The 19085-nt window shown below is 71.2% G+C and carries 19 protein-coding genes and 2 pseudogenes; 15 read left to right on the plus strand and 6 right to left on the minus strand.

The annotated features are described in order from the left end of the window. Nucleotides 1-16 precede the first annotated feature (16 nt). The 9 genes from QF034_RS21210 (at nucleotide 17) to QF034_RS21250 (ending at nucleotide 7677) form a co-directional block, all read left to right on the plus strand. Nucleotides 17-526 carry an inclusion body family protein gene (locus QF034_RS21210; protein ID WP_307176442.1) on the plus strand — a complete coding sequence of 170 codons (510 nt, stop codon included), beginning with the start codon at nucleotides 17-19 and terminating at the stop codon, nucleotides 524-526. Between the two features lie 42 nt (nucleotides 527-568). Further along, the gene (locus QF034_RS21215) at nucleotides 569-1132 is read left to right on the plus strand and encodes a GNAT family N-acetyltransferase (protein ID WP_307176443.1); all 564 of its coding nucleotides are present in this window, start codon (nucleotides 569-571) and stop codon (nucleotides 1130-1132) included. 10 nt (nucleotides 1133-1142) lie between these two features. Continuing rightward, a complete protein-coding gene (locus QF034_RS21220; protein ID WP_307176444.1) occupies nucleotides 1143-2054 on the plus strand; it encodes a LysR family transcriptional regulator in 912 nt (303 codons plus the stop codon). 166 nt (nucleotides 2055-2220) lie between these two features. Then, the gene (locus tag QF034_RS21225; RefSeq protein ID WP_307176445.1) at nucleotides 2221-3390 is read left to right on the plus strand and encodes a CaiB/BaiF CoA transferase family protein; all 1170 of its coding nucleotides are present in this window, start codon (nucleotides 2221-2223) and stop codon (nucleotides 3388-3390) included. A gap of 19 nt (nucleotides 3391-3409) precedes the next feature. Next, nucleotides 3410-4186: a crotonase/enoyl-CoA hydratase family protein gene (locus QF034_RS21230; RefSeq protein WP_307176446.1), complete on the plus strand. Its 777-nt coding sequence runs from the start codon at nucleotides 3410-3412 to the stop codon at nucleotides 4184-4186. Nucleotides 4187-4192: 6 nt separating this feature from the next. After that, nucleotides 4193-4939 carry an acetoacetate decarboxylase gene (locus QF034_RS21235; RefSeq protein ID WP_307176447.1) on the plus strand — a complete coding sequence of 249 codons (747 nt, stop codon included), beginning with the start codon at nucleotides 4193-4195 and terminating at the stop codon, nucleotides 4937-4939. Beyond that, entirely contained in the window at nucleotides 4936-5886 is a 951-nt protein-coding gene (locus tag QF034_RS21240) for a 3-hydroxyacyl-CoA dehydrogenase NAD-binding domain-containing protein (protein WP_307176448.1), read from the plus strand. Before QF034_RS21235 ends, QF034_RS21240 begins: the two co-directional genes overlap by 4 nt. Before the next feature lies 1 nt (nucleotide 5887). Further along, entirely contained in the window at nucleotides 5888-7081 is a 1194-nt protein-coding gene (locus QF034_RS21245; RefSeq protein WP_307176449.1) for an acyl-CoA dehydrogenase family protein, read from the plus strand. 152 nt (nucleotides 7082-7233) lie between these two features. Then, nucleotides 7234-7677, plus strand: coding sequence for a hypothetical protein (locus tag QF034_RS21250; protein ID WP_307176450.1), 444 nt, complete (start codon nucleotides 7234-7236; stop codon nucleotides 7675-7677). 37 nt (nucleotides 7678-7714) lie between these two features. Here the strand turns inward: QF034_RS21250 and QF034_RS21255 are convergent, their stop codons facing one another. The 3 genes and pseudogenes from QF034_RS21255 to QF034_RS21265 form a co-directional block, all read right to left on the minus strand. Beyond that, nucleotides 7715-9679 carry a protein-arginine deiminase domain-containing protein gene (locus tag QF034_RS21255; RefSeq protein ID WP_307176451.1) on the minus strand — a complete coding sequence of 655 codons (1965 nt, stop codon included), beginning with the start codon at nucleotides 9677-9679 and terminating at the stop codon, nucleotides 7715-7717. Nucleotides 9680-9923: 244 nt separating this feature from the next. After that, nucleotides 9924-10725: pseudogene (locus QF034_RS21260) on the minus strand (IS5 family transposase). Between the two features lie 202 nt (nucleotides 10726-10927). Continuing rightward, complete coding sequence (locus tag QF034_RS21265) at nucleotides 10928-11596, minus strand: HAD family hydrolase (protein ID WP_307176452.1); 669 nt, start codon at nucleotides 11594-11596, stop codon at nucleotides 10928-10930. A gap of 74 nt (nucleotides 11597-11670) precedes the next feature. Between QF034_RS21265 and QF034_RS21270 the strand changes: the two genes are divergently transcribed. From QF034_RS21270 to QF034_RS21285, 4 genes are all read left to right on the plus strand, one after another. Beyond that, complete coding sequence (locus QF034_RS21270) at nucleotides 11671-12873, plus strand: helix-turn-helix domain-containing protein (protein WP_307176453.1); 1203 nt, start codon at nucleotides 11671-11673, stop codon at nucleotides 12871-12873. A gap of 168 nt (nucleotides 12874-13041) precedes the next feature. After that, complete coding sequence (locus tag QF034_RS21275) at nucleotides 13042-13563, plus strand: hypothetical protein (protein WP_307176454.1); 522 nt, start codon at nucleotides 13042-13044, stop codon at nucleotides 13561-13563. Beyond that, nucleotides 13560-13745: a hypothetical protein gene (locus QF034_RS21280; protein ID WP_307176455.1), complete on the plus strand. Its 186-nt coding sequence runs from the start codon at nucleotides 13560-13562 to the stop codon at nucleotides 13743-13745. The genes QF034_RS21275 and QF034_RS21280 overlap by 4 nt, the downstream gene beginning before the upstream one ends. Nucleotides 13746-13945: 200 nt before the next feature. Beyond that, nucleotides 13946-14479, plus strand: coding sequence for a hypothetical protein (locus QF034_RS21285; protein ID WP_307176456.1), 534 nt, complete (start codon nucleotides 13946-13948; stop codon nucleotides 14477-14479). A 117-nt stretch (nucleotides 14480-14596) separates the two neighbouring features. On the opposite strand, the gene QF034_RS21290 is transcribed toward QF034_RS21285, so the two are convergent. Further along, complete coding sequence (locus QF034_RS21290; protein ID WP_307176457.1) at nucleotides 14597-15940, minus strand: hypothetical protein; 1344 nt, start codon at nucleotides 15938-15940, stop codon at nucleotides 14597-14599. 113 nt (nucleotides 15941-16053) lie between these two features. On the opposite strand from QF034_RS21290, the gene QF034_RS21295 reads away from it, so the two are divergent. After that, a complete protein-coding gene (locus tag QF034_RS21295; RefSeq protein ID WP_307176458.1) occupies nucleotides 16054-17295 on the plus strand; it encodes a molybdopterin-dependent oxidoreductase in 1242 nt (413 codons plus the stop codon). Continuing rightward, nucleotides 17295-17795 (plus strand): hypothetical protein, encoded by a 501-nt coding sequence (locus QF034_RS41545; RefSeq protein WP_370880826.1) that lies wholly within the window; start codon nucleotides 17295-17297, stop codon nucleotides 17793-17795. Before QF034_RS21295 ends, QF034_RS41545 begins: the two co-directional genes overlap by 1 nt. A gap of 176 nt (nucleotides 17796-17971) precedes the next feature. Here the strand turns inward: QF034_RS41545 and QF034_RS41550 are convergent. After that, nucleotides 17972-18406 (minus strand): annotated as a pseudogene (locus QF034_RS41550) (class I SAM-dependent methyltransferase); the annotation flags it as partial. Beyond that, nucleotides 18403-19080 carry a TIGR04282 family arsenosugar biosynthesis glycosyltransferase gene (locus tag QF034_RS21305; RefSeq protein ID WP_307179940.1) on the minus strand — a complete coding sequence of 226 codons (678 nt, stop codon included), beginning with the start codon at nucleotides 19078-19080 and terminating at the stop codon, nucleotides 18403-18405. The gene QF034_RS21305 and the pseudogene QF034_RS41550, both read right to left, overlap by 4 nt. Between the last annotated feature and the right edge of the window lie 5 nt (nucleotides 19081-19085).

The following is a 19085-nucleotide window of genomic DNA, read 5'->3' on the forward strand; positions in this document are numbered from 1 at the left end:
CCCGAGGGGAAAAGACATGGCCGAGCTCAACGTACTGATCTCGTTCGACGCGGCCACGATCGTCGAACGCAACCCCAACGCGTCCCGCAACCCCGACACGCCCACGCAGGTCGACCCGCGCCTGATCTACATGACCACCCGCCAGGACCACATCGTCGGCACGTCGGGCGCCGAGCTGAACCTGCGCGCCGAGCCCGGGGACAGCGTCAAGTGGCGGGAGACGACCCTGTCGCTCGGCAGCGACTACAAGGCCCTGCTCTACCGGTACGTCAGCAGCGACAGCCAGTACCAGCTCATCAAGCCGCCGGAGATCGAGGTGGTCAGCGGCATCTACCCCCTGCCGAAGGAGGGCACCGAGGGCAGGCCGGAGTTCGACACCCAGCGCTACCAGGACCACTACTGGCGCACGACGGTCAAACAGCCCGGCAAGGTCGTCTACCACTTCTATTTCCAGATCCTGGACCGCCACCGCCAGTTGAAGGGCTACTTCCAGTGGGATCCCTTCATCACGATCGAGGACGCCTGACAACGAGGCGTCGCCGTCGGACGGTTGTGCGACGATCCCCGGGTGAATGATCTCCTCATCCGCCCGGCCACCGAGGCCGACCTGCCCACCCTCGTCCGGCTCCGCGACGACGCCGCCCGCTGGATGCTGGCCCGCGGCATCACCGGGCAGTGGCAACCCGGGGAGCTGGACGAGGGCCACTTCCGCCAGGTCATGGCGCACGGCGAGGTCTGGCTCGCGGAGGCCGGCGGGCGGGTCGGCGGAGCCTGGGAGCTGTGGTGGGAGGACGAGGCCGCCTGGGGGCCGCAGCCGCCCGTGGCCGGGTACGTGCACCGGCTGATGGTGGACCGGAGCAGCGCCCCGCCCGGGACAGGGCGGCGGCTGCTGGAGGCCGCGGAACGCCGGGTGGCCGAGGCCGGACGGACCCGGGTCCGCCTGGACTGCCTGGCGGGCAACGCACCGCTCAACGCCTACTACCGGGACGCCGGTTACCGCGTCGTCGGCCACAAGGAGGGCAAACCGCAGCCGGGCGGGGCGCCCAAGTCGTTCACGCTGATGGAGAAGGAGCTGTCGGAGAAGGGGCTGCCCGGCCCCGCGGCCCCGAAAGCCGCCGACCGCAGCGGTTAGGGTGAACCGCGTGGAGCTCCTGCACCTGCGCTATTTCGTCGCCGTCGCCCAAGAACTGAACTTCTCCACCGCCGCCCGCAAACTGCACATGGCGGCCTCCCCGTTGAGCCGGCGGATCAAGGATCTCGAGAACGAACTCGGACACCGGCTCTTCGACCGCGACACCCACCATGTGCGGCTCACCCCGGCCGGCAGCGCGCTGGTGCCGATCGCCCGCGGGGTCCTGGAGCAGGTCGACTCCATCCAGTGGCGGCTGGACGAGACGGCCCGGCCGCGGCGGACCACCCTGCTGCTCGGTGTCCCGAGCGGCATCCATCCGGACCTGCGCGCACGGATGGCCGCCCTCGCCGAGCGGGTCGGCGACCGGTTCGAGATCAAACGCTGGCCGGGCGGCACCGAGCGGCTGGTCGACGCGGTGTGCGACGGCAGACTGGCACTGACCCTCGCCCGGCTCCCGGTCGGCGGCGACCCGGCCCTGGAACGGCTGCCCGTGATGTCGGAGCGCCTCGGCGCGGTCGTGCCCCGGGACCGGTTCGCGGGGCGGGAGTCGATCGCCCTGGCGGAACTGTCCGGACTCGCCTACGCGGGCTCGCCCACGGCCGTGACCAACGCGTATTTCCGCGGTCTCGACCAGCAGCTGGCCGAGCTCGGCATCAAGAAGCGGATCGAAATCGGCAGCGCGACGTTCGAGGGAGTCTCCGAGATAGTGTCCAGTGGCCTGGCTTTCTCGATTTCCATGCTGGATCCGCGAAGCCCCGTGCAGAATTACCGTCTCGACAATGTCACGGTCCTGCCGTTCTCGGATTTCCACCCCCGGCTGGAGACCGGCCTGCTCTGGCGCAAGGACCGGGCGCGCGGCGGTGACCTGGAAGAAGTCGTCGCCGCCGCCCGCGAGATCTTCGCCGAGCCGCTCCACACCTGACCCACTCAAGTATTCGAAAGGTATTCGCCAAAGGCGGTATGACCACTGCGGTCATACCGCCTTTCGTCTATTGGTCACTCCATTTGTTTCCGGTCTCCGCCCGCTCCTTGCTAACTTAGTTTCCAGATACACATACATGGCGAAGCAAGGAGTTGAAGGAAAAGCGATGACGGACATCACGGACACCGCCACCGGCCCCCTGGAAGGCATCCGCGTGATCGACCTGTCGACCGTGGTGATGGGCCCCTACGCGGCACAGATCCTCGGCGACCTGGGCGCCGACGTGATCAAGATCGAGTCGCCCGCCGACACCGTGCGCGTGGGCCACTACCGCACCACGCCGGGCATGACCCCGCTGAACCTCAACGTCAACCGCAACAAGCGCAGCGTCGCCCTCAACCTGAAGGACGACACCGACCGCGAGCGGGCGCTGAAGCTGATCGACACCGCGGACGTGCTGATCACCAACATGCGGCCGGGCGCCCTGCACCGCCTCGGCCTGTCCCACGACGACATCGCCGCCCGCAACCCGGGGCTCGTCTACGCACACGCCCAGGGCTTCCGCAGCGACTCGGACCGGGCGGGCAACGCCGCCTACGACGAGACCGTGCAGGCCGCGTCCGGCCTGGTCGACATCGCCGACCGCGCGCTGGGCGAGCCCGTCTACCTGCCGACCATCATCGGCGACAAGGTCTCCTCCCTGACCATCGCCTACAGCGTGCTCGCCGCCCTGCTGCACCGGAACAGGACCGGGCAGGGCCAGCTCGTCGAGATCCCGATGACCGACACCCTGATCGCGTTCAACCTGGTCGAGCACCTGGCGGGACACACCCACGTGCCCGAGACCGGCCCCACCGGATTCGCCCTGTCGATGCTGAAGGGCCACAAGGCGGTGCGCACCAAGGACGGCCTGGCCTGTGTCATGCCGTACAACCCGCAGAACTACCGGGACTTCTTCACCGCCGCCGGACGCCCGGACCTGGCGGAGGACCCGCGTGTGAACGGGGACGCTATCGACAGCGCCGACCACGAGGACCTGGCCGCGCTCCTTCAGACCTGCGCCCCGGCGCTGACCACCGACGAGTGGGCGGAGGTGTGCGCCAAGCACAGCATCCCGATGGCTCCGGTGCTGGAACTGGAGCGCGCCCACGAGGACCCCTACGTGCGCGACGGCCACCTCCTCGACACCGTCGAGCACCCGACCGAGGGCACCGTCCGCACCATCGGCATCCCGCTGCGCTTCTCCGCCACGCCCGGCTCGATCCGCCGCCTGGCGCCGGTCGCCGGCCAGGACACCGAGGACGTCCTCGCCGAGCTCGACACCGCCGCCCGTTGACCGTCACAGGAGGACAGCCATGAGCACCCCCACCACCCCCGTCGTCCGCACCGAACGCATCGGCTCCACCCTGCTGATCACCCTCGACCGTCCCGAGGCCCGCAACGCCGTGAACGCCGCGGTCGCCGTCGGCCTGACCGCCGCCCTGGACGAACTGGAGGCCGACCCCGAGCTGCGGGCCGGCGTCCTGACCGGCGAGGGCGGCACGTTCAGCGCCGGCATGGACCTCAAGGCCGCGCTGCGCGGCGAGTCGCCCGAGGTCGAAGGCCGCGGCTTCGGCGGACTGACCGAGGCCGAACCGGCCAAGCCCCTGATCGCCGCCGTGGAGGGCTATGCCATGGGCGGCGGCTTCGAACTGGCCCTGGCCTGCGACCTGATCGTCGCGGCCGAGGACGCCCGGTTCGGGCTGCCCGAGGTCAAGCGCGGGCTGATCGCCGCGGGCGGCGGCGTGATCCGGCTGCCCAAGCGCATCCCGCACCACCTGGCCATGGAACTCCTGCTGACCGGCGAGCCCGTCGACGGCCGCCGCGCCGGTGAACTGGGCCTGGCCAACCGGGTCACGGCCGGCGGCCAGGCCGTCGCCGAGGCGCTCCGGTTGGCCGGACGGCTCGCGGAGAACGCCCCGCTCGCGCTCGCGGCCGTCAAGCGCGTCGTCCGCGCCGCCGACGGTGCGCCCGACGCCGAGGCCTTCGCCTTCCAGCGCGGGGAGATGAAGACCCTGATGGCCTCGGCGGACGTACGCGAGGGCATGACCGCCTTCGCCGAACGCCGCCCCGCGCGGTGGACGGGACGGTGAGCCGCGATGCACGCCGAGGACGTACGACAGCACCTCACCACCCCGCTCACCAGCCCGGCGTACGCGCCGACCGTCCCGCGCTTCACCGACCGCGAGTACCTCAACGTCGTCTACCGCACCGACCCGGACGCCCTGCGGGCCGTAGTCCCCGAACCCCTGCGCATCGGTGAACCCCTGGTCCGGTTCGAGGTCATGAAGATGGGCGACGTCAGCGGCTACGGCCCCTACACGGAGGCCGGCCAGGCGATCCCCGTCAGCTTCGACGGCGAGCAGGGCGAGTACCTGCACGCGATGTACCTCGACAACTTCCCGGCGACCGCCTCCGGCCGTGAGGTCTCCGCCTACCCGAAGGTGCTCGGCTCCCCGTCGCTCACCGTCGACTCCGGCGCGCTCGTCGGCACCCTCGACCACGGCAGCCTGCGGGTCGCCACCGCGACCATGGGCTACAAGCACCACGAGCTGGACCGGCGCGAGGCCGAGGCGCAGATCACCGTGCCGACCTTCATGCTCAAGACCATCCCCGGCTACGACGGCCTGCCGCGCGTGCAGGAACTCGTCCGCACGCGCATCACCGACGTCACCGTCAAGGAGGCCTGGACCGGGCCCGCCCGGCTCCAGCTCTTCGCGCACGTGCTCGCCCCGCTGGCCGACCTGCCTGTGCTGGAGGTCGTCTCCGCCAGCCACATCCTCACCGACCTGACGCTGTCCGGCGTCGAGCCGGTCCACGACTACCTGAAGGGAGCCGCGTCATGACCCGCACCTTCCGTACGGCCGCGGTGATCGGCGCCGGGACCATCGGACTGTCCTGGACGGCGCTGTTCGCCGCGCACGGCCTGACCGTCCGGGTGAGCGACCCGCGACCGGACCTCGCCGAGGCCGTGGACGAGGCCCTCGCGCAGTCCGCCCCGCACCTGGCCGCCCGCGGCCTGGACGTGACCGGCCTCGCCGGCCGGGTGCACCTCGTCGCCGACGTCACCGAGGCGGTCCGGGACGCGGACGTCGTCCAGGAGAACGGCCCCGAGCGCGTCGAGTTCAAGCAGGACTTGTTCGCCGGCCTGGCCCGGGAGGCACCCGGCCACGCGCTGCTGCTCAGCTCCTCGTCGGCCATCCCGTCGACCGAGTTCACCAAGGAACTGGCCGACGACGCCGCCGCCCGCGTCCTGATCGGCCACCCCTTCAACCCGCCGCACCTCGTCCCGCTCGTCGAGGTCGTGCCCGGCGAGCGCACCGGGGAGGACGCCGTCCAGGCCGCCGTCGACTTCTACACCTCCGTCGGCCGCACCCCGGTCGTCGAACGCAAGGAGATCCCCGGCTTCGTCGGGAACCGGCTGCAGAACGCCCTCAGCCGCGAGGCCGTGTACCTGGTCGAACAGGGCGTGGTGACGCCCGAGGAGCTCGACACGGTGATGACCAACTCGCTGGGCCTGCGCTGGGCCACGGTCGGGCCGTTCCTCGGCTCGCACCTGGGCGGCGGACCGGGCGGCTACCGGCACCTGGCCGAGCACATCGGCCCCTCGATGAAGCGGATGTGGGCGGACCTCGGCACCCCGTCACAGAACCACGACCAGCAGGAACGGCTCATCGCAGCCGTGGAACGGGCCTACGGCTCCGCCACGTACGCGGACCTCACCGAGACGCGCGACCGCAGGCAACTCGCCGTCCTGTCCGCCCTGGACAGCGCCGACAAGGAGGAGAACTGAGATGACCACCACGCTCGAAGACCAGTTGGTCGCGGACTTCTACGCCTACGAGGCGCTGCTGCCCGACGAGGAGCGGAAGATCCTCCTCAAGGCCCGTGCCCTGATGCGGGACGAGATCAAGCCGCTGGTCAACGCCCACTGGGCCAAGGGCGAGTTCCCCCGGGAACTCGTCGGCATCTTCCGCGACAGCGGCCTCGCCGGCCTGCCCTACGAGGGCTACGGCGAGCACCGGCCCGCCGTCAGCAACCTGCTCAGCGGCATGCTGGCGATGGAACTGAGCCGCACCGACGCCTCGGTGGCCACCTTCTTCGGCGTCCACAACGGTCTCGCGATGTACTCCGTCCACTCCGGCGGGGACCAGGAGCAGCGCGACCGCTGGCTCCCGGCGATGGCCGCGATGGACAAGATCGGCGCGTTCGCCATGACCGAGCCGCTCGGCGGCTCCGACGTCGCGGGCGGCATGCGCACCACGGCCAAGCGCGAGGGCGACACCTGGATCCTCAACGGCGCCAAGAAGTGGATCGGCAACGCGACCTTCGCCGACTACGTCGTCGTGTGGGCGCGGGACGTCGACGACAATCACGTCAAGGGCTTCGTCGTCGAGAAGGGCACACCCGGCTTCGAACCGGCGAAGATCGAGGGCAAGATCGCCTTCCGGATCGTCGAAAACGCCGAGATCACCCTCACCGACGTCCGGGTACCGGAGGCCAACCGCCTCCAGAACATCAACTCCTTCCGCGACGTCGCCGAGATCCTGCGCGCCACCCGCAGCGGGGTGGCCTGGCAGGCGCTGGGCGTCATGACCGGCGCCTACGAACTGGCCCTCGACTACGCCCGTGAACGGCGGCAGTTCGGCCGTCCGATCGGCGGTTTCCAGCTCGTGCAGGACCTGCTGGTCAAGAGCCTGGGCAACATCACCGCGTCGTGGGGCATGCTGGTGCAGCTCGCCCGGTTGCAGGACGCCGGGGTCTTCCGCGACGAACACTCCTCCCTGGCCAAGGCGTTCGTCACCTCGCGGATGCGGGAGGTCGTGGCGTGGAGCCGGGAGATCTTCGGCGGCAACGGAATCCTCCTGGACCACGACATCGCCCGCTTCTTCGCCGACGCCGAGGCGATCTACTCCTTCGAGGGCACGCGTGAGATGAACACCCTGATCGTCGGCAAGGCGATCACGGGCCGGAGCGCGTTCGTGTGACGCGGACCAGCCGGGTCCGGACGAAGCAACCCCAGGTCTTGTACCTGGGGTTTCGTCATGCTCGGCGTCGTCCGACTGTCCGGTTCGAGCGTTTCCACGGAACAGGCGGGAGTGGGACCCTGACGAGCACTCTCGGGGAAGGAAGCGCCGGCATGATCGAGTGGAGGCCGCTGGGCACCGGAGCCAGGCCCGTTCCGAGGCCCGTGGCGACACCGCTGGTGTGGGCCGGGGCGTTCGGCGGCGCACTGGTACTCGTGGCAGTCCTCAACACCGTGGTGGGGACCGGCCGTCCGGGACTGGCCCTGCTCGCGCTGTCCCTGCTGGCCGCGGTGCTCGGACTGTGCGCACGCTTCACGGCGGCCCCCGGCACGGCCGTCCTGTGCTGGCTGTTCCTCAACGGCTTCGCCATACCGCCCGCGGGCACCCTCACCTGGGCCGGCCCCCGCGACACCACATGGCTCGCCTGCCTGCTCACCGCCACGCTCGTCGGCACGTCCCTGGCCCGCGTAGCCCACGCCCGCGCCGCGTACCGCCGCCTGGCGCCCGGACGCGCCGGGCAGGACGGCGGGCGGGGCGACGGACCGTACGGCTCCTGACCGTCCGGTCCGCCGCCTGCTCCTCGTTACGGCTCGCTCAGCCCACCGGCCGCTGCCACCACGCGGCCGTCGCGTCGCGCAGGGTGTTGGTGCCGCAGTGCACCTCGCCCATGCCGAGGTGGTACGTGTACCAGTCGTCGATGTACGACACCTTCAGACCGGCCTGCCGGTACGCGGCGTTGACGGCCTGCGTGAAGATGTCCTTGCCGCCGATGACGGGCCCCCACTGGCGCGGGGCGAGGTAGCGGTCGCGTCCCAGGAGCACGCCGTTGACCGCGCCGGGGACGTATGCGCTGGTCATCACCGTCGCCGCCGCCTTCGTACGCGAGCCGGCCGGGTTCTCGGCGAGCCACTTCTGCTGGCCGCGGTCCCCGAGGCTGTCCACGAGGCCGGACCCGGCACCCATACGCGTCAGACGCGGCACGGGGATCTCGTCACCGTCGGCGGTCATCACCTCCGACTCGCGGGTGTACAGGGCCGGCACCCGCACGATCTCCCCGTCGGTGATCCCCGTTTCCCGCTTCAGGATCTCCAGGTTGGCAGCGATGCGTCGTGCGGCCATCTCGTTGTCGGCCACCAGATGCTTGGAGGCGAGCGCCTGGTCGATGGTCTCCTTGGGCGCCGGGCTGTCGCTCCGGCCCGGGACGGAGAACATCTTCGTCTTGCCGTGGCCGTCGCGCTTGGCGTCGCGCAGCAGCCGCAGCCCCGCCTCCGGATCGGCGACCCCCATGCGCCAGCCGCGCGGCGTGTCGGCGGGCAGGAACTGCACGAACTCGTCGACGTGCCCCACGCCCAGCCAGGAGGTGTCCAGCAGCAGCGGGTCCTGCAACCCCTGCGACTTCAGCATCGTCCGCATCACCTTGGACGGCCGCGCCCCGCTGTCCTTGCGCTCGCCCATGATGATCCGCCCGGCCGGGAAGGAGCGCCCGCCGTGCGCGTAGGGCGGGATGGTCTCCAGGTTCCCCATGGAGTTGAGCGACCAGTCGTCGGGCTTGCCCGGGTCGTTCACCTGCACCACACCGATGTCCCGGCCGCGCACCTTCTCGAACAGCTCCCGGCCCGCGTCCCGGTCCGGCTGGGCGGACCGCAGCATCACGCGCATCACGTGCCGCCGGCCGCCCGGCCCGGTCATGCTGACGTAGGCCGGTTCGACGAAGTCCTGGGCCCAGGGGTCGGCGTACTTCTTGAATTTGACCAGGGGCGCGGTGATTCCGGCCTTCTTGACTTCCTTGCCGAGTTCAGCGACGAACTTCTGCTGAAGACGGCTGTACGGGCCCTCGCCCTGGACCTCGGTCACCATCACCTGCTGGGTGTTCTGCAGGTGATGGTGGGTCAGCAGCGGCGCGACACGCAGGGTCACGGCATCGGAGGTGGACGTCCGCCCGGCCGTCACCGTCAGCCGGACCACCGCACGGCCGTCCCACTTCGTGCTGTCCCGGACGACATCGGTGCCCTCGACACCGAACTCGACACCGGCACGGAGCTCGTCGGCGGTCAGCCGGGTCTTGGACGTCACCGCTGTCCACTTGCCGGAACGCTTGAGGAAGAGGCGGGCGTGCTCGCCTCCCGTGGTGACCTTCAACCGGCCCTGGGCGTCCGCGGGGAGGCCGGGCAGAGGCACGGAACGAACCCGGGCGAGGTCGGCGGCATCCGCGCTGCCGTTGACCTTCGTGTCGGAGCCGTCGTTGCACGCGGCCAACTTGGCGTCGGACAGCGGCTTGCCGCCGGGCCCGGTCACCGGGCACCGCTTGCTGTCGTCGTCGATGTTGGGCAGGTAGACGGCCCCACGCCCGACGGACCAGCTGTCCTCCCCTTTCTTGTCGCTGCCACCGGTGACATCGACCCGTCCGTCGCGGTTCACGTCCGCGCGCAGATCGGCACGACCGGCCGCGTCGGCAGCAGAAGCGGAGCCGACCGGCCCGGCCAGCACGGTTCCGGCCGCGGCGAGAGCCAGGACCACCGACCCGGCCGGATACAGGCGTATACGTGTACGTGAACGCACGGCGCATTCCCTTCAGTTGGGGGGTGACGCCGTGCAAGAGGAGGAAGAGTGCCTGTGCGTTCCCTGTGGGGCGAGAGCTCCTACCTGGGTATGACGCGGCCGGGCGTTCTCAGGCCAGGAAAGGCTTGCTGACCTGCTGCGGAGCGGCCTCATGACTTGAGGGCGTGCTGGAGTGGGTGCCCGCTGTTCCCCATTTCCCCGCAGTATCTGGCAGGCATCTGGCCCGGAAGCGCGTTCAGGTGGCTTAGATGTTGTTTTGGTTGGTGAGTCGGCGGTAGCCGACGAAGGCGAGGAAGTGCTCGGGCTTGTGTTCGTATCGGCGGTGCAGGCGTCGGCAGCCGACCAGCCAGGACACGGTCCTTTCAACGACCCAGCGGTGGCGGCGCCCAGCCGTGTGGAGGACTCGATGCCTTTGCGGGCGATGCGGTGGCCGACACGGCGTTGGCGAAGCTACCGCCGTAGGTGGTCGTAGTCGTAGCCCTTGTCGACATGCAGCTTGGCCGGGCGCCGACGACGCGGGCCACGCCGGGAACGGATGGGCGGGATACCACGCACCAGGGGCTGCAGACCGAGGCGGTCATGCATGTTGGCACCGGAGATGCCCAGTGACAGGGGTAGTCCGTTCCGGTCCGTGATGAGGTGGATTTCCGATCCGCTCTTGCCGCGGTTGGTCGGATTCGGCCCGGTCAGTGGCCCCCTTTTGTCGCCCGCACACTGACCGAGTCGATCGCGCACCGCGACCAGTCCAGCTCACCCCTTGCGCCGAGTTCGCCGAGGACGACCCGGTGCAGCCTGGCCCAGACCCTCTCCCGGCTCCACTGGGCGAAGCGCCGGTAGACGGTGGGCCAGGCCGGGCCGAACACCGGCGGCAACTGCCGCCACGTGCAGCCTGAAGTGGCCACGAAGATGATCGTCGCCAGGGTCTCGCGGTCACCGGCCCGCCGTCGGCCACCGCCCTGCGGACGCTTCACCTCCGTCGGCGGCACCACCCGCCGACACAACACCCATAACTCGTCCGGCACCAACCGCTCAACCAGATCCTTCATACATCGTTCAACGAATGATCACGCCGCCTGCCTCAGCCGAGCCCGGCCAATTCGGCGATCGCTCCGCCGAGCCATGAAGACCACTGGCCGGATCGTCCATGTGATGCGGGTGCTGGCGTGGGTAGGCCTCAATACGGCAGGGGCTGTCGCCCCAGTACCCGTGAGAACCCTTCCCCTCTTGCCATCGGGCAGGGACGTCTCCTCATGCTCCGATTGCGGCGAGAACCCGATCCGTGTGCGACAGCCCCTCCAGCACGATATGGGCGCCGGCTGCGTGCAGGTCGCTCGCCGAGGTACGGCCCGTCGCGACCGCCACCACTCGAACTCCGGCCTCTCGGCCTCCTGCAACGTCCGCCGGGGTGTCCCCCAGGAACACCGCGCCGTCGGGGGACACATTCGCCCGTTCGAGGGCGGCTCGCAGGAGCTCGGGCCGCCCCTCCCCGTCTTCGCCGTACGCCCCTTCGTCGAGCCGTACGTAGGCATTGAGGCCGAACACCGCGAGCTTCACCTCGGCGGCCCGGCGGACGTTGCCGGTCACGACTGACTGGCGCACGCCCTGGTCCGCGAGTGCCGCGAGCACTGCCCCGGCACCAGGCAACGCGTGGCCTCTCTTGCGCATCTCGGCTGCCCGCCGGACGTGCACGTCACCGAGCGCGTCAGCGAACCGGGTGAACAGAGTCTCGTCATAGACGACGTCATGCAGTCGGGCTGTCTCCTTCAGGATCACCCGCTCCGTCGCCCCGGTCACCGAAGCCTGCTCCCGTAGCGCCACACCTGTCACCTGCTCGAACGCCTCGCCCCACAGCTCACCGCCGAGTCCCCGCGTCGCCATCAACGTGTGGTCGATGTCCCACAGCACGAGTTCAGGCACCAGCGCCTCCCCTCTTCACGAACTCCCGGTCCCCACGCAGCGGGCACCCTACGCTCAGAGCGAGGAGTGGGCGCGTGGTTGCAGCAGACCTCCCGATCGGGGACAGGATCAGGCACTACCGCGGCGGACGTCGCCAAGATGCGGTCGCCGGGTTGGTCGGCATCTCACCCGACTACCTGTCTCAGATCGAACGGGGTCTCAAGGTGCCGTCGCTGCCCATCCTCTACGCCCTCGCGCAGGAGCTTGGCGTACCCACCTCCGCGTTGCTGTCGGAGCAGCCGCCGGACGAGGAGGAGCCGACGTACACAGCGGAGACCGCTGTCGGTCGGGCACTCTTCGGCTGCGGCCCCGATCTTAGAACCCCGCCCGTGCCGACATCCGAGCTGCGGGACCGGGTGGACGCCGCGTGGCAGAGTTGGCAGACCGCACGTGACCGTTTCTCCAAGGCGGCCGACGCCCTGCCCGGGCTGGTCACCGACGTCGAACACGCCTTACGCGCCGCTCGGGCCGGCACGGACCCAGCGGAGCGCCGCGCCGTACTCCGAGCGGCCGCGGACATGTACTGCCTGCTGCGCTCGTATCTGCGCCGCACCGGCCGTGTAGACCTTGCCACCCTGGCGGCCGACCGGGCCATGCGCGCCGCCGAGGACGCCGACGACCCGCTCCGCATCGCCGCCGCTCAGTGGAACCTCGGCCATGTATTGCTGGCCGCTGGCCGGCCCGCCGAGGCAGAGGAACTGGCACTGCGGGCGGCTGAGCAGGTTGCCACCGCGCGGATGCCGCAGGTCGAGAGGGTGGCGATGGAGGGTGCCCTGCAGTTGGTCGCCGTGGTGGGGGCCGCGCGCCGACGCCAATGGTGGGCAGCGAGAGAGCGGCTCGCCCGGCATGTGGCGCCCGCGGCGCGCGCTGTTCCCGACGCGAGCAACATCGGCTGGACGGTGTTCGGGCCGACGAACATGGCGCTGCACGCCTTGAGCATCGAGATGGAAGCGGGCGAGACCAGCGAGGCCCTGCACACCGCGGACGCCATCGACACGAGCGGGCTGCCTTCGCTGGAGCGCGAGTTCACGTTCGGTCTGGAGGTGGCGGCCTGCCACAGCCAGCGCCGGGACACCGCCGCGGCGCTGCTCGCCCTCCTCGGCTTGGAGGCGATCGCCCCGGAGGACCTGGCCCGGACGCCACTCGCGCGGCAGTTGGTGCTCACGGTGATCCGACGAGGCCGGGCCATGCACGCGCGGCAGGCCGAACAACTGGCGGTGCGCATCGGCCTCGTGTAGGCCGCCGAGCCCGTGGTTCGCCCGAACTGTCAGCTCGGGTCGGCGGGATCACACCTCCCTAGGGTCCCGTGTATGAGGCGGACCACATGCGACCGGGGAGGCGTGAGCATGACCAGCGACCACAGCCGACGGGCCTCAGCGCCCGGTGGGGCTGCATCAGGAGTACTCGTGCACCCCACGGAGGAACGCCGACTGGCTTCGGAACACTGGCTCTTGTCGACCCTGCCGGCCCCGCTCCGGCGCCGGGCCCGGCTGGAATGGGAACAGCACCACGTGGCGATGATGCCACTGGGCACGCTTTTCTCGGCAGTACGGATCCCCAGCCGCTTGGTAGTCGCTCTGGCTGGAAGCAGCGAGGCGGACTGCTTGGACACCTTCCTGGCCGAGGCCCTCGGCGGCGGGCCGGTCATCTGTGATCCGCACTTCTCGCGGCTCTATGCGCTGGTGCCTGCCCGCATGCCGGCGACGCTGCACCAGGTTGCCGACACGTGGCGGGCCCTGGAGGTCGACTGCCTTGGGCGCGGCAGCTACCTGGGAGTGCCGCGGCTGGACGCCGTGAAGAGGGAGCACGCATTCGCCTGCTACTGGTCGGTGCCGATGGACTCGACGGGGATGTTGTGCAGTCCACTCACGGTCGTGCGGTTGATCGCCGCCGGAAAGCACTGCTTGGCCATGGAGCGTGAGGCATGACGGCCAACGGCCACCCGTCATTCGTCGATGCCCCGTGGGCGGACGCGTTCGTGCACCTGGCAGACCACTGCATCGCCTGCATCACGTGCTCCGCCATGGACGAGGAGGGAACGAACCTCGGTCTCCTCTGCGCGGAAGGCGAACGACTGAACAAGGAGTTCCGGCAGGCTCGGCGCGCCTGACCTGTCCCAGCGCCGCCGCCCCGTGCCTCCGACCGAGTCGAGGGCGGGTAGCTCGGGCGTGGTTGTGGCACGCCAGCACTTCGCCCTGAACTACGTCAACTGAAGGACCGCGGCGATCGAATGGCATGCGATTGCCGCTTGAGCCGGTGGGCTATGAAGCACTCATGGGTCTGACTGGTCAACTGGCGACGCTGCTTGGCGTGGCGTTGGGCGCTGTCCTGTCGATGGCGACAACCATGATCGTGGAGAAAGCCCGATGGCGTCGGGAGCAGTCCGTCCGGTGGCACGAGCGTCGCCTGAGTGCGTACGCGGAGTACGCCCACGCCGTGAAGGACCTCGCACACCGCTACCGGCGCATCGCGGTCGCCAAGGGCATTGCTGCGAGCGGAGCCGCGCCGCTGGAGCCCACCGATGAGGTCCTCGCCGAGGTGGCGGAAGCCGAGGTGCAACGCTCGGCGCTCGCGGAGACGGTGTGGCTGCTGGGGGACGTCAGGACGAACACGGCCGCTGTCAGGCTGAACCACTGCCTGTGGCACCTGGAGTGGCTGGCCCGTGAACTCCCGACAAGAGGAGAGGGGGGCTGGGACCAGGCCTACGAGGACTTCCGACAAGCACGGCAGCGCTTCCTGGAACTGGCTCGTGTCGGTCTCGGCGTGCGAGGGACGCGCATAGCGGAGCCAGTCCCCTGGCCGCCACCTTGGAAGGGCGACCTCACGCAGGACACCCGGCGCTGACCATCGAGCCTGCGGATGGGCAAAAAGGCTGGCGCATGCTCCAGCACTTCCCCGGATACCCGGGCTGCCCGACCGTGGACGACAACGGCGAGGCCATCGGCAGAGCGCAGGACAGGGTCACCACCCCGTCAACAGCAAATGGTTGAGCAGCAACGCAAGCGCCACCTGCCCGGTGAGCCACGCGCGCGGGTGGGGAAGCAACGCGCAGGACGGGAGAAGCCACACCGCGAAGGGCAGCCAGATGCGTTCCGTCTCCGCCTTGCTCATGCCGGACAGGTCGGCGACCAGCAGGGCGAGGAGCGCGGCGGAGACGAGGAGCGCGAGGCGGGCCGCCGCGGCACTGTCGGCGCGGCGGTGGAGCAGCACCGCACCCGTCCGGCGCAGCCCCGCCGCCGTCGCCAGGCCCGTGATGAGCACCGTGCAGGCCAGATTGGCCCATACCCAGTAGCCGTAGGGGCGGATGCCGCCCGCGCCCTGGTGGTAGCGCGTCACCAGCAGGCGGTACGCCTCCCACCAGTCGAACCCGGCGAGCGTGAACGCCGCCGGGACCACGGCCAGTCCGGCGAGCAGCGGCACCAACAGGGCGGGGCGTTCCCGGACTCCCTGCCGGCCCAGCACCAGGACCGCCGCCGCGATCAGTGCGACGAGCGTGAGGCCGTACGACAGGTAGCAGGTCAGGCCGAAGAGGAGGCCGGACGCCCCCGCCCACCACAGGGACCGTCTCGTGACCGTAAGCGCCAGCAGCGCCACCGCCCACGCCGCCACTGCCGCGAAGTACGCGTCGGCCGACGTGCCCATCCACACCGCCGCCGGGGCCAGGGCGAGGAAGGGGGCCGCCCGGCGGGCGAGGGTCTCGTCGGCCAGGAGGCGGATCGTGAACAGCACGGCGACGCAGGCCGTCGCCCCGACGGTGATGCACCACATGCCCGCCCAGCCGCCGCCTCGCAGGCCGATCCGGTCGAGCAGGACGAAGGTGAGTGTGGCGGCGGGCGGGTGGCCGGCGATGTGGGCGGGCCAGTTGTCGGGGGAGTCGAGGAGGATGTGGTGGGTGAAGTCCCGTAGCGCTTCGGGGATGCCGTCGAAGCGGTCGATGACCTGGAGGTACTCGTAGCGGGTGGTGAGCCGGTGCGCGATGCCCCGGTCCCAGCCGTCGATCAGGGCCAGGGAGAAGATCCACGTCGTGGCCGCGCCCCAGGTCACAGGGAGCAGAGCCCGCCAGGGGAGCCGGGCCGCGAGGGCGGGGCCGTACGCCACGGTGGCGATCGCCAGGAGTACGGCCGCCGGGGTGCCGGGGCCCAGGTGAGGGCCCCAGGACGCCAGCAGCGGGGGCCAGTCGACGAACAGGGTGCGACTGGTGCTCTGGATGTGGCGGCCGACCAGGACGGCGGCCGTCACGAGCAGCACGGCGGCCCCGGCGGCGTACAGGTCACGGCGCAGGTCAGGGCGGAGGGAGCGGGTCACAGCGGAACGCTAGGCCGACGGGGCGGGCGCGGGCCGCCGTCCGGGCCGGACGTCAGCCTTTCGTCATGGGTTGCGCACCCTTTCCCGGGGTGATCCCGGCCTACCGTCAGGACATGCGCGACCCCGACGTCCCCCGGCTTCCCTCCTCGCCCGGCTTCTGGCGCAGCCCCCTGCGCGGCCCCTGGCTCACCTCCGTGCTGGGCCTCGTCCTGCTCGCCGGCATCACCGTGCTGTTCGTGACGGGCCTGATCTCGTACGCCGCCTACAACCCGGGCCTGTCGCCGGTGAACGACAAGACCCCGGACAAGGGCATCCTCGGCTTCTACCTCTTCGCCTGGCCGACGCGTCCGCACTGGCTGTACCGGCTCAACCAGGGCGTCCACGTCACCCTCGGCATCACCCTGATCCCCGTCCTGCTCGCCAAGCTGTGGTCCGTGGTGCCTAGGCTGTTCGCGCTGCCGCCGGCGCGCTCGTTCGCGCACGCCCTGGAGCGGATCTCGCTGGTGCTGCTGGTCGGCGGTGGGCTGTTCGAGTTCGTGACCGGTGTGCTCAACGTCCAGCTCGACTACGTCTTCCCCGGCTCCTTCTACCCGCTGCACTTCTACGGAGCGTGGGTGTTCTTCGCCGCCTTCGTCGCCCACGCGCTGCTGAAGATGCCCACGGCGCTGCGCAACCTGCGGCACCTGCGGGAGGAGAGGAACGACCTCGTGTCGCCGCGCCCCGCCGAGCCGACCGTCTCCCGCCGGGGCGCCCTGTGGTTCGTCGGGGGCGGCTCGCTGCTGCTCTTCGTGACGACGGTCGGGCAGAACTTCGACGGTCCGCTGCGGCGCACCGCCCTCCTCGCACCGCACGGCGGCGGCGATCCCGGCAGCGGCCCGAACGGCTTCCAGATCAACAAGACCGCCGCCTACGCCGGGATCAGCGCGGCCGAGTCCGGCGAGGAGGCCTGGCGGCTCGTCATCACCGGGCGCACGGGCACCGTCCGCCTCAGCCGCGCCCAGCTCGCCGAACTCCCCTTGCACAGCTCGGCGTTGCCCATCGCCTGTGTGGAGGGCTGGTCGACGTCGGACCAGTGGTGGCGCGGGGTGCGACTGCGCGATCTCGCGGCCCTCGTCGGCTACGACGTCGGCGACCCGCCGGACCTGTTCGTCGAGTCCCTCCAGCGGCACGGCGCCTTCCGCAGCGCCGCCCTGCGCGCCAACCAGGTGGCCGACCCGCGTTCCCTGCTCGCCCTGTACGTCAACGGCGAGGAGCTGTCCCCCGACCACGGCCACCCGGCGCGGATCATCGTGCCCGCGGCACCCGGTGTGCTGAACACCAAGTGGGTGGCCCGGATGACCTTCGGAGACCTGTGATGCGCCGCCCGCGACTCATGCGCCGCCCGCCACTGATGCGCAGGCCGCTGCTCCCCCTCGGAAGCCCCTTCCAGCTCCTCCTGCTCGCCTGCTCGTTCGCGCTCGCCGCCTACGCGGGCGTGCGGCTGCTCGCCGGTGACTGGTTCGGCGTGGCGCTGTGGTTCGTGGGCGCGGCGCTGCTGCACGACCTCGTGCTGCTGCCGTTGTACGCGGCCCTGGACCGGGCGGTCGTACGAGGGCTCGGCGCGCACCGGGAGTGGGTGCCGTACGTGCGCGTACCGGCGGCCCTATCCGGGCTGCTGCTCCTCGTGTGGTTCCCGCTGGTCAGCGGCATGGTGGAGCGGCGCTACCGGTCCGCAACCGGCCTGCCGGCGGACGTGTTCCCCGCCCGCTGGCTGCTGATCACCGCCGTCCTCTTCGGCGGCTCGGCGCTGCTGCTGGCTGTGCGGCTGCTGCGGGTGCGCAGGGCGGCGAAGCGGCGGCCGTCGGCGGTCCACTGACCGGCCCGCGTCCAGCCCCGGGCGTACCGGAGCAGGGCGGGTGTGCCGAGCCGCGCCCAGGGGAAGGCGTCGCCGGTGCCGCGTGCGTCCGTGCGGCCGACGACCCGGACCTGGGCGCGTTCGTCCACGTCCACCGGCGCGGTCTCGGCGATCAACAGGCCGCCGGGGCGCAGGAGTCCGGCGACCCGGTCCAGCAGGGCACGGGGGTTGCCGCCGATGCCGATGTTGCCGTCCATGAGCAGGACGGTGTCCCAGCGGCCCTCGCCGGGCAGCGGTTCGAACACCGAGCGCCGCAGCGCCTGGCCTCCCGTCCGTACGGTGTGGTCGACGGCGGCGGCGCTGACGTCGATGCCGAGTACGGGCCGGCCCCGGGCGGCGAGTTCCGCCACCAGCCGCCCGGGCCCGCATCCCACGTCCAATACGGTCCCCTCGCACCGGTCCAGCACGCCCCGGTCCACCGCGTCGGCCCGCGCACACCAGCGCTCCACCTCCAGCGGCAGCAGCCAGCCGTCGGCCCGCCGCAGGAACAGCGGCCCGCGACCGGCGCGCAGGGCGGCGGCGTAGGGGTCGGCGGCCGCCCAGGCGACGGCGGTGACGGGCGGGGCGCTCATCGGGGCCCGGCCGGGCGGGAGGCCGGCGCCATGGCAGGCCGGGAGCCGGCGACGGGGCCGGACGCCCCACTCGCCGCACACCGAGCCAGCCGCGCCGCGAACCGCCCGTCCGGGGCGAGCGCGGCGACGGCGTGGGCGTCGGCCGCCGTGTCGACGTCGCGCAGGCGGGGCAGGTCGCCCACCCGCAGGCCCGCCGCGACGAGCCGGTCCCGTTGGACGGCCCCGGTAGCGGCGGTCGACATGGGCACGCCCCGCAGCAGGGCGGGGTCGGGGCGGGCCAGGCCGAGGGCCCAGAAGCCGCCGTCCTCGGCCGGTCCGAACCAGGCGTCGCAGCCGGTGAAGTCCACGGTGAGCAGCTCCGGCGTCACCTGCGGCGTGTCCATGCCGATGAGCAGGGCCGGGCCGGTACAGCGCGCGAACGCGTCCGCCAGCCGCTCGTCGAGCCCGCCCGCGCACTGCGGTACGACGTCGAAGCCGGGCGGCAGCCAGGGCCCGGGCTCCCCGTCGAGGACGAGGACCCTGCGGCCGGCCGGGACCGCCGCGACCGCGTCCAGGGTGTCGGCGAGGGACGCCTCGGCGAGGGACGCGGCCTGACGGGGCGTGAACGGCGGGGTGAGCCGGGTCTTGACCCGGCCGGGGCGCGGCTCCTTGGCGATGACGAGCAGGGTGGTCACGGGCA

It is taken from the genome of Streptomyces africanus (genome assembly GCF_030816955.1).
GTDB lineage: Bacteria > Actinomycetota > Actinomycetes > Streptomycetales > Streptomycetaceae > Streptomyces > Streptomyces africanus.

What these genes read in the sequence shown, in the direction of transcription:
- QF034_RS21210 (WP_307176442.1), top strand. Translation starts at nt 17, where the DNA reads ATGGCCGAGCTCAACGTACTGATCTCGTTCGACGCGGCCACGATCGTC.
- QF034_RS21225 (WP_307176445.1), top strand. Translation starts at nt 2,221, where the DNA reads ATGACGGACATCACGGACACCGCCACCGGCCCCCTGGAAGGCATCCGC.
- QF034_RS21230 (WP_307176446.1), top strand. Translation starts at nt 3,410, where the DNA reads ATGAGCACCCCCACCACCCCCGTCGTCCGCACCGAACGCATCGGCTCC.
- QF034_RS21235 (WP_307176447.1), top strand. Translation starts at nt 4,193, where the DNA reads ATGCACGCCGAGGACGTACGACAGCACCTCACCACCCCGCTCACCAGC.
- QF034_RS21240 (WP_307176448.1), top strand. Translation starts at nt 4,936, where the DNA reads ATGACCCGCACCTTCCGTACGGCCGCGGTGATCGGCGCCGGGACCATC.
- QF034_RS21245 (WP_307176449.1), top strand. Translation starts at nt 5,888, where the DNA reads ATGACCACCACGCTCGAAGACCAGTTGGTCGCGGACTTCTACGCCTAC.
- QF034_RS21250 (WP_307176450.1), top strand. Translation starts at nt 7,234, where the DNA reads ATGATCGAGTGGAGGCCGCTGGGCACCGGAGCCAGGCCCGTTCCGAGG.
- QF034_RS21280 (WP_307176455.1), top strand. Translation starts at nt 13,560, where the DNA reads ATGACGGCCAACGGCCACCCGTCATTCGTCGATGCCCCGTGGGCGGAC.
- QF034_RS21295 (WP_307176458.1), top strand. Translation starts at nt 16,054, where the DNA reads ATGCGCGACCCCGACGTCCCCCGGCTTCCCTCCTCGCCCGGCTTCTGG.
- QF034_RS41545 (WP_370880826.1), top strand. Translation starts at nt 17,295, where the DNA reads ATGCGCCGCCCGCGACTCATGCGCCGCCCGCCACTGATGCGCAGGCCG.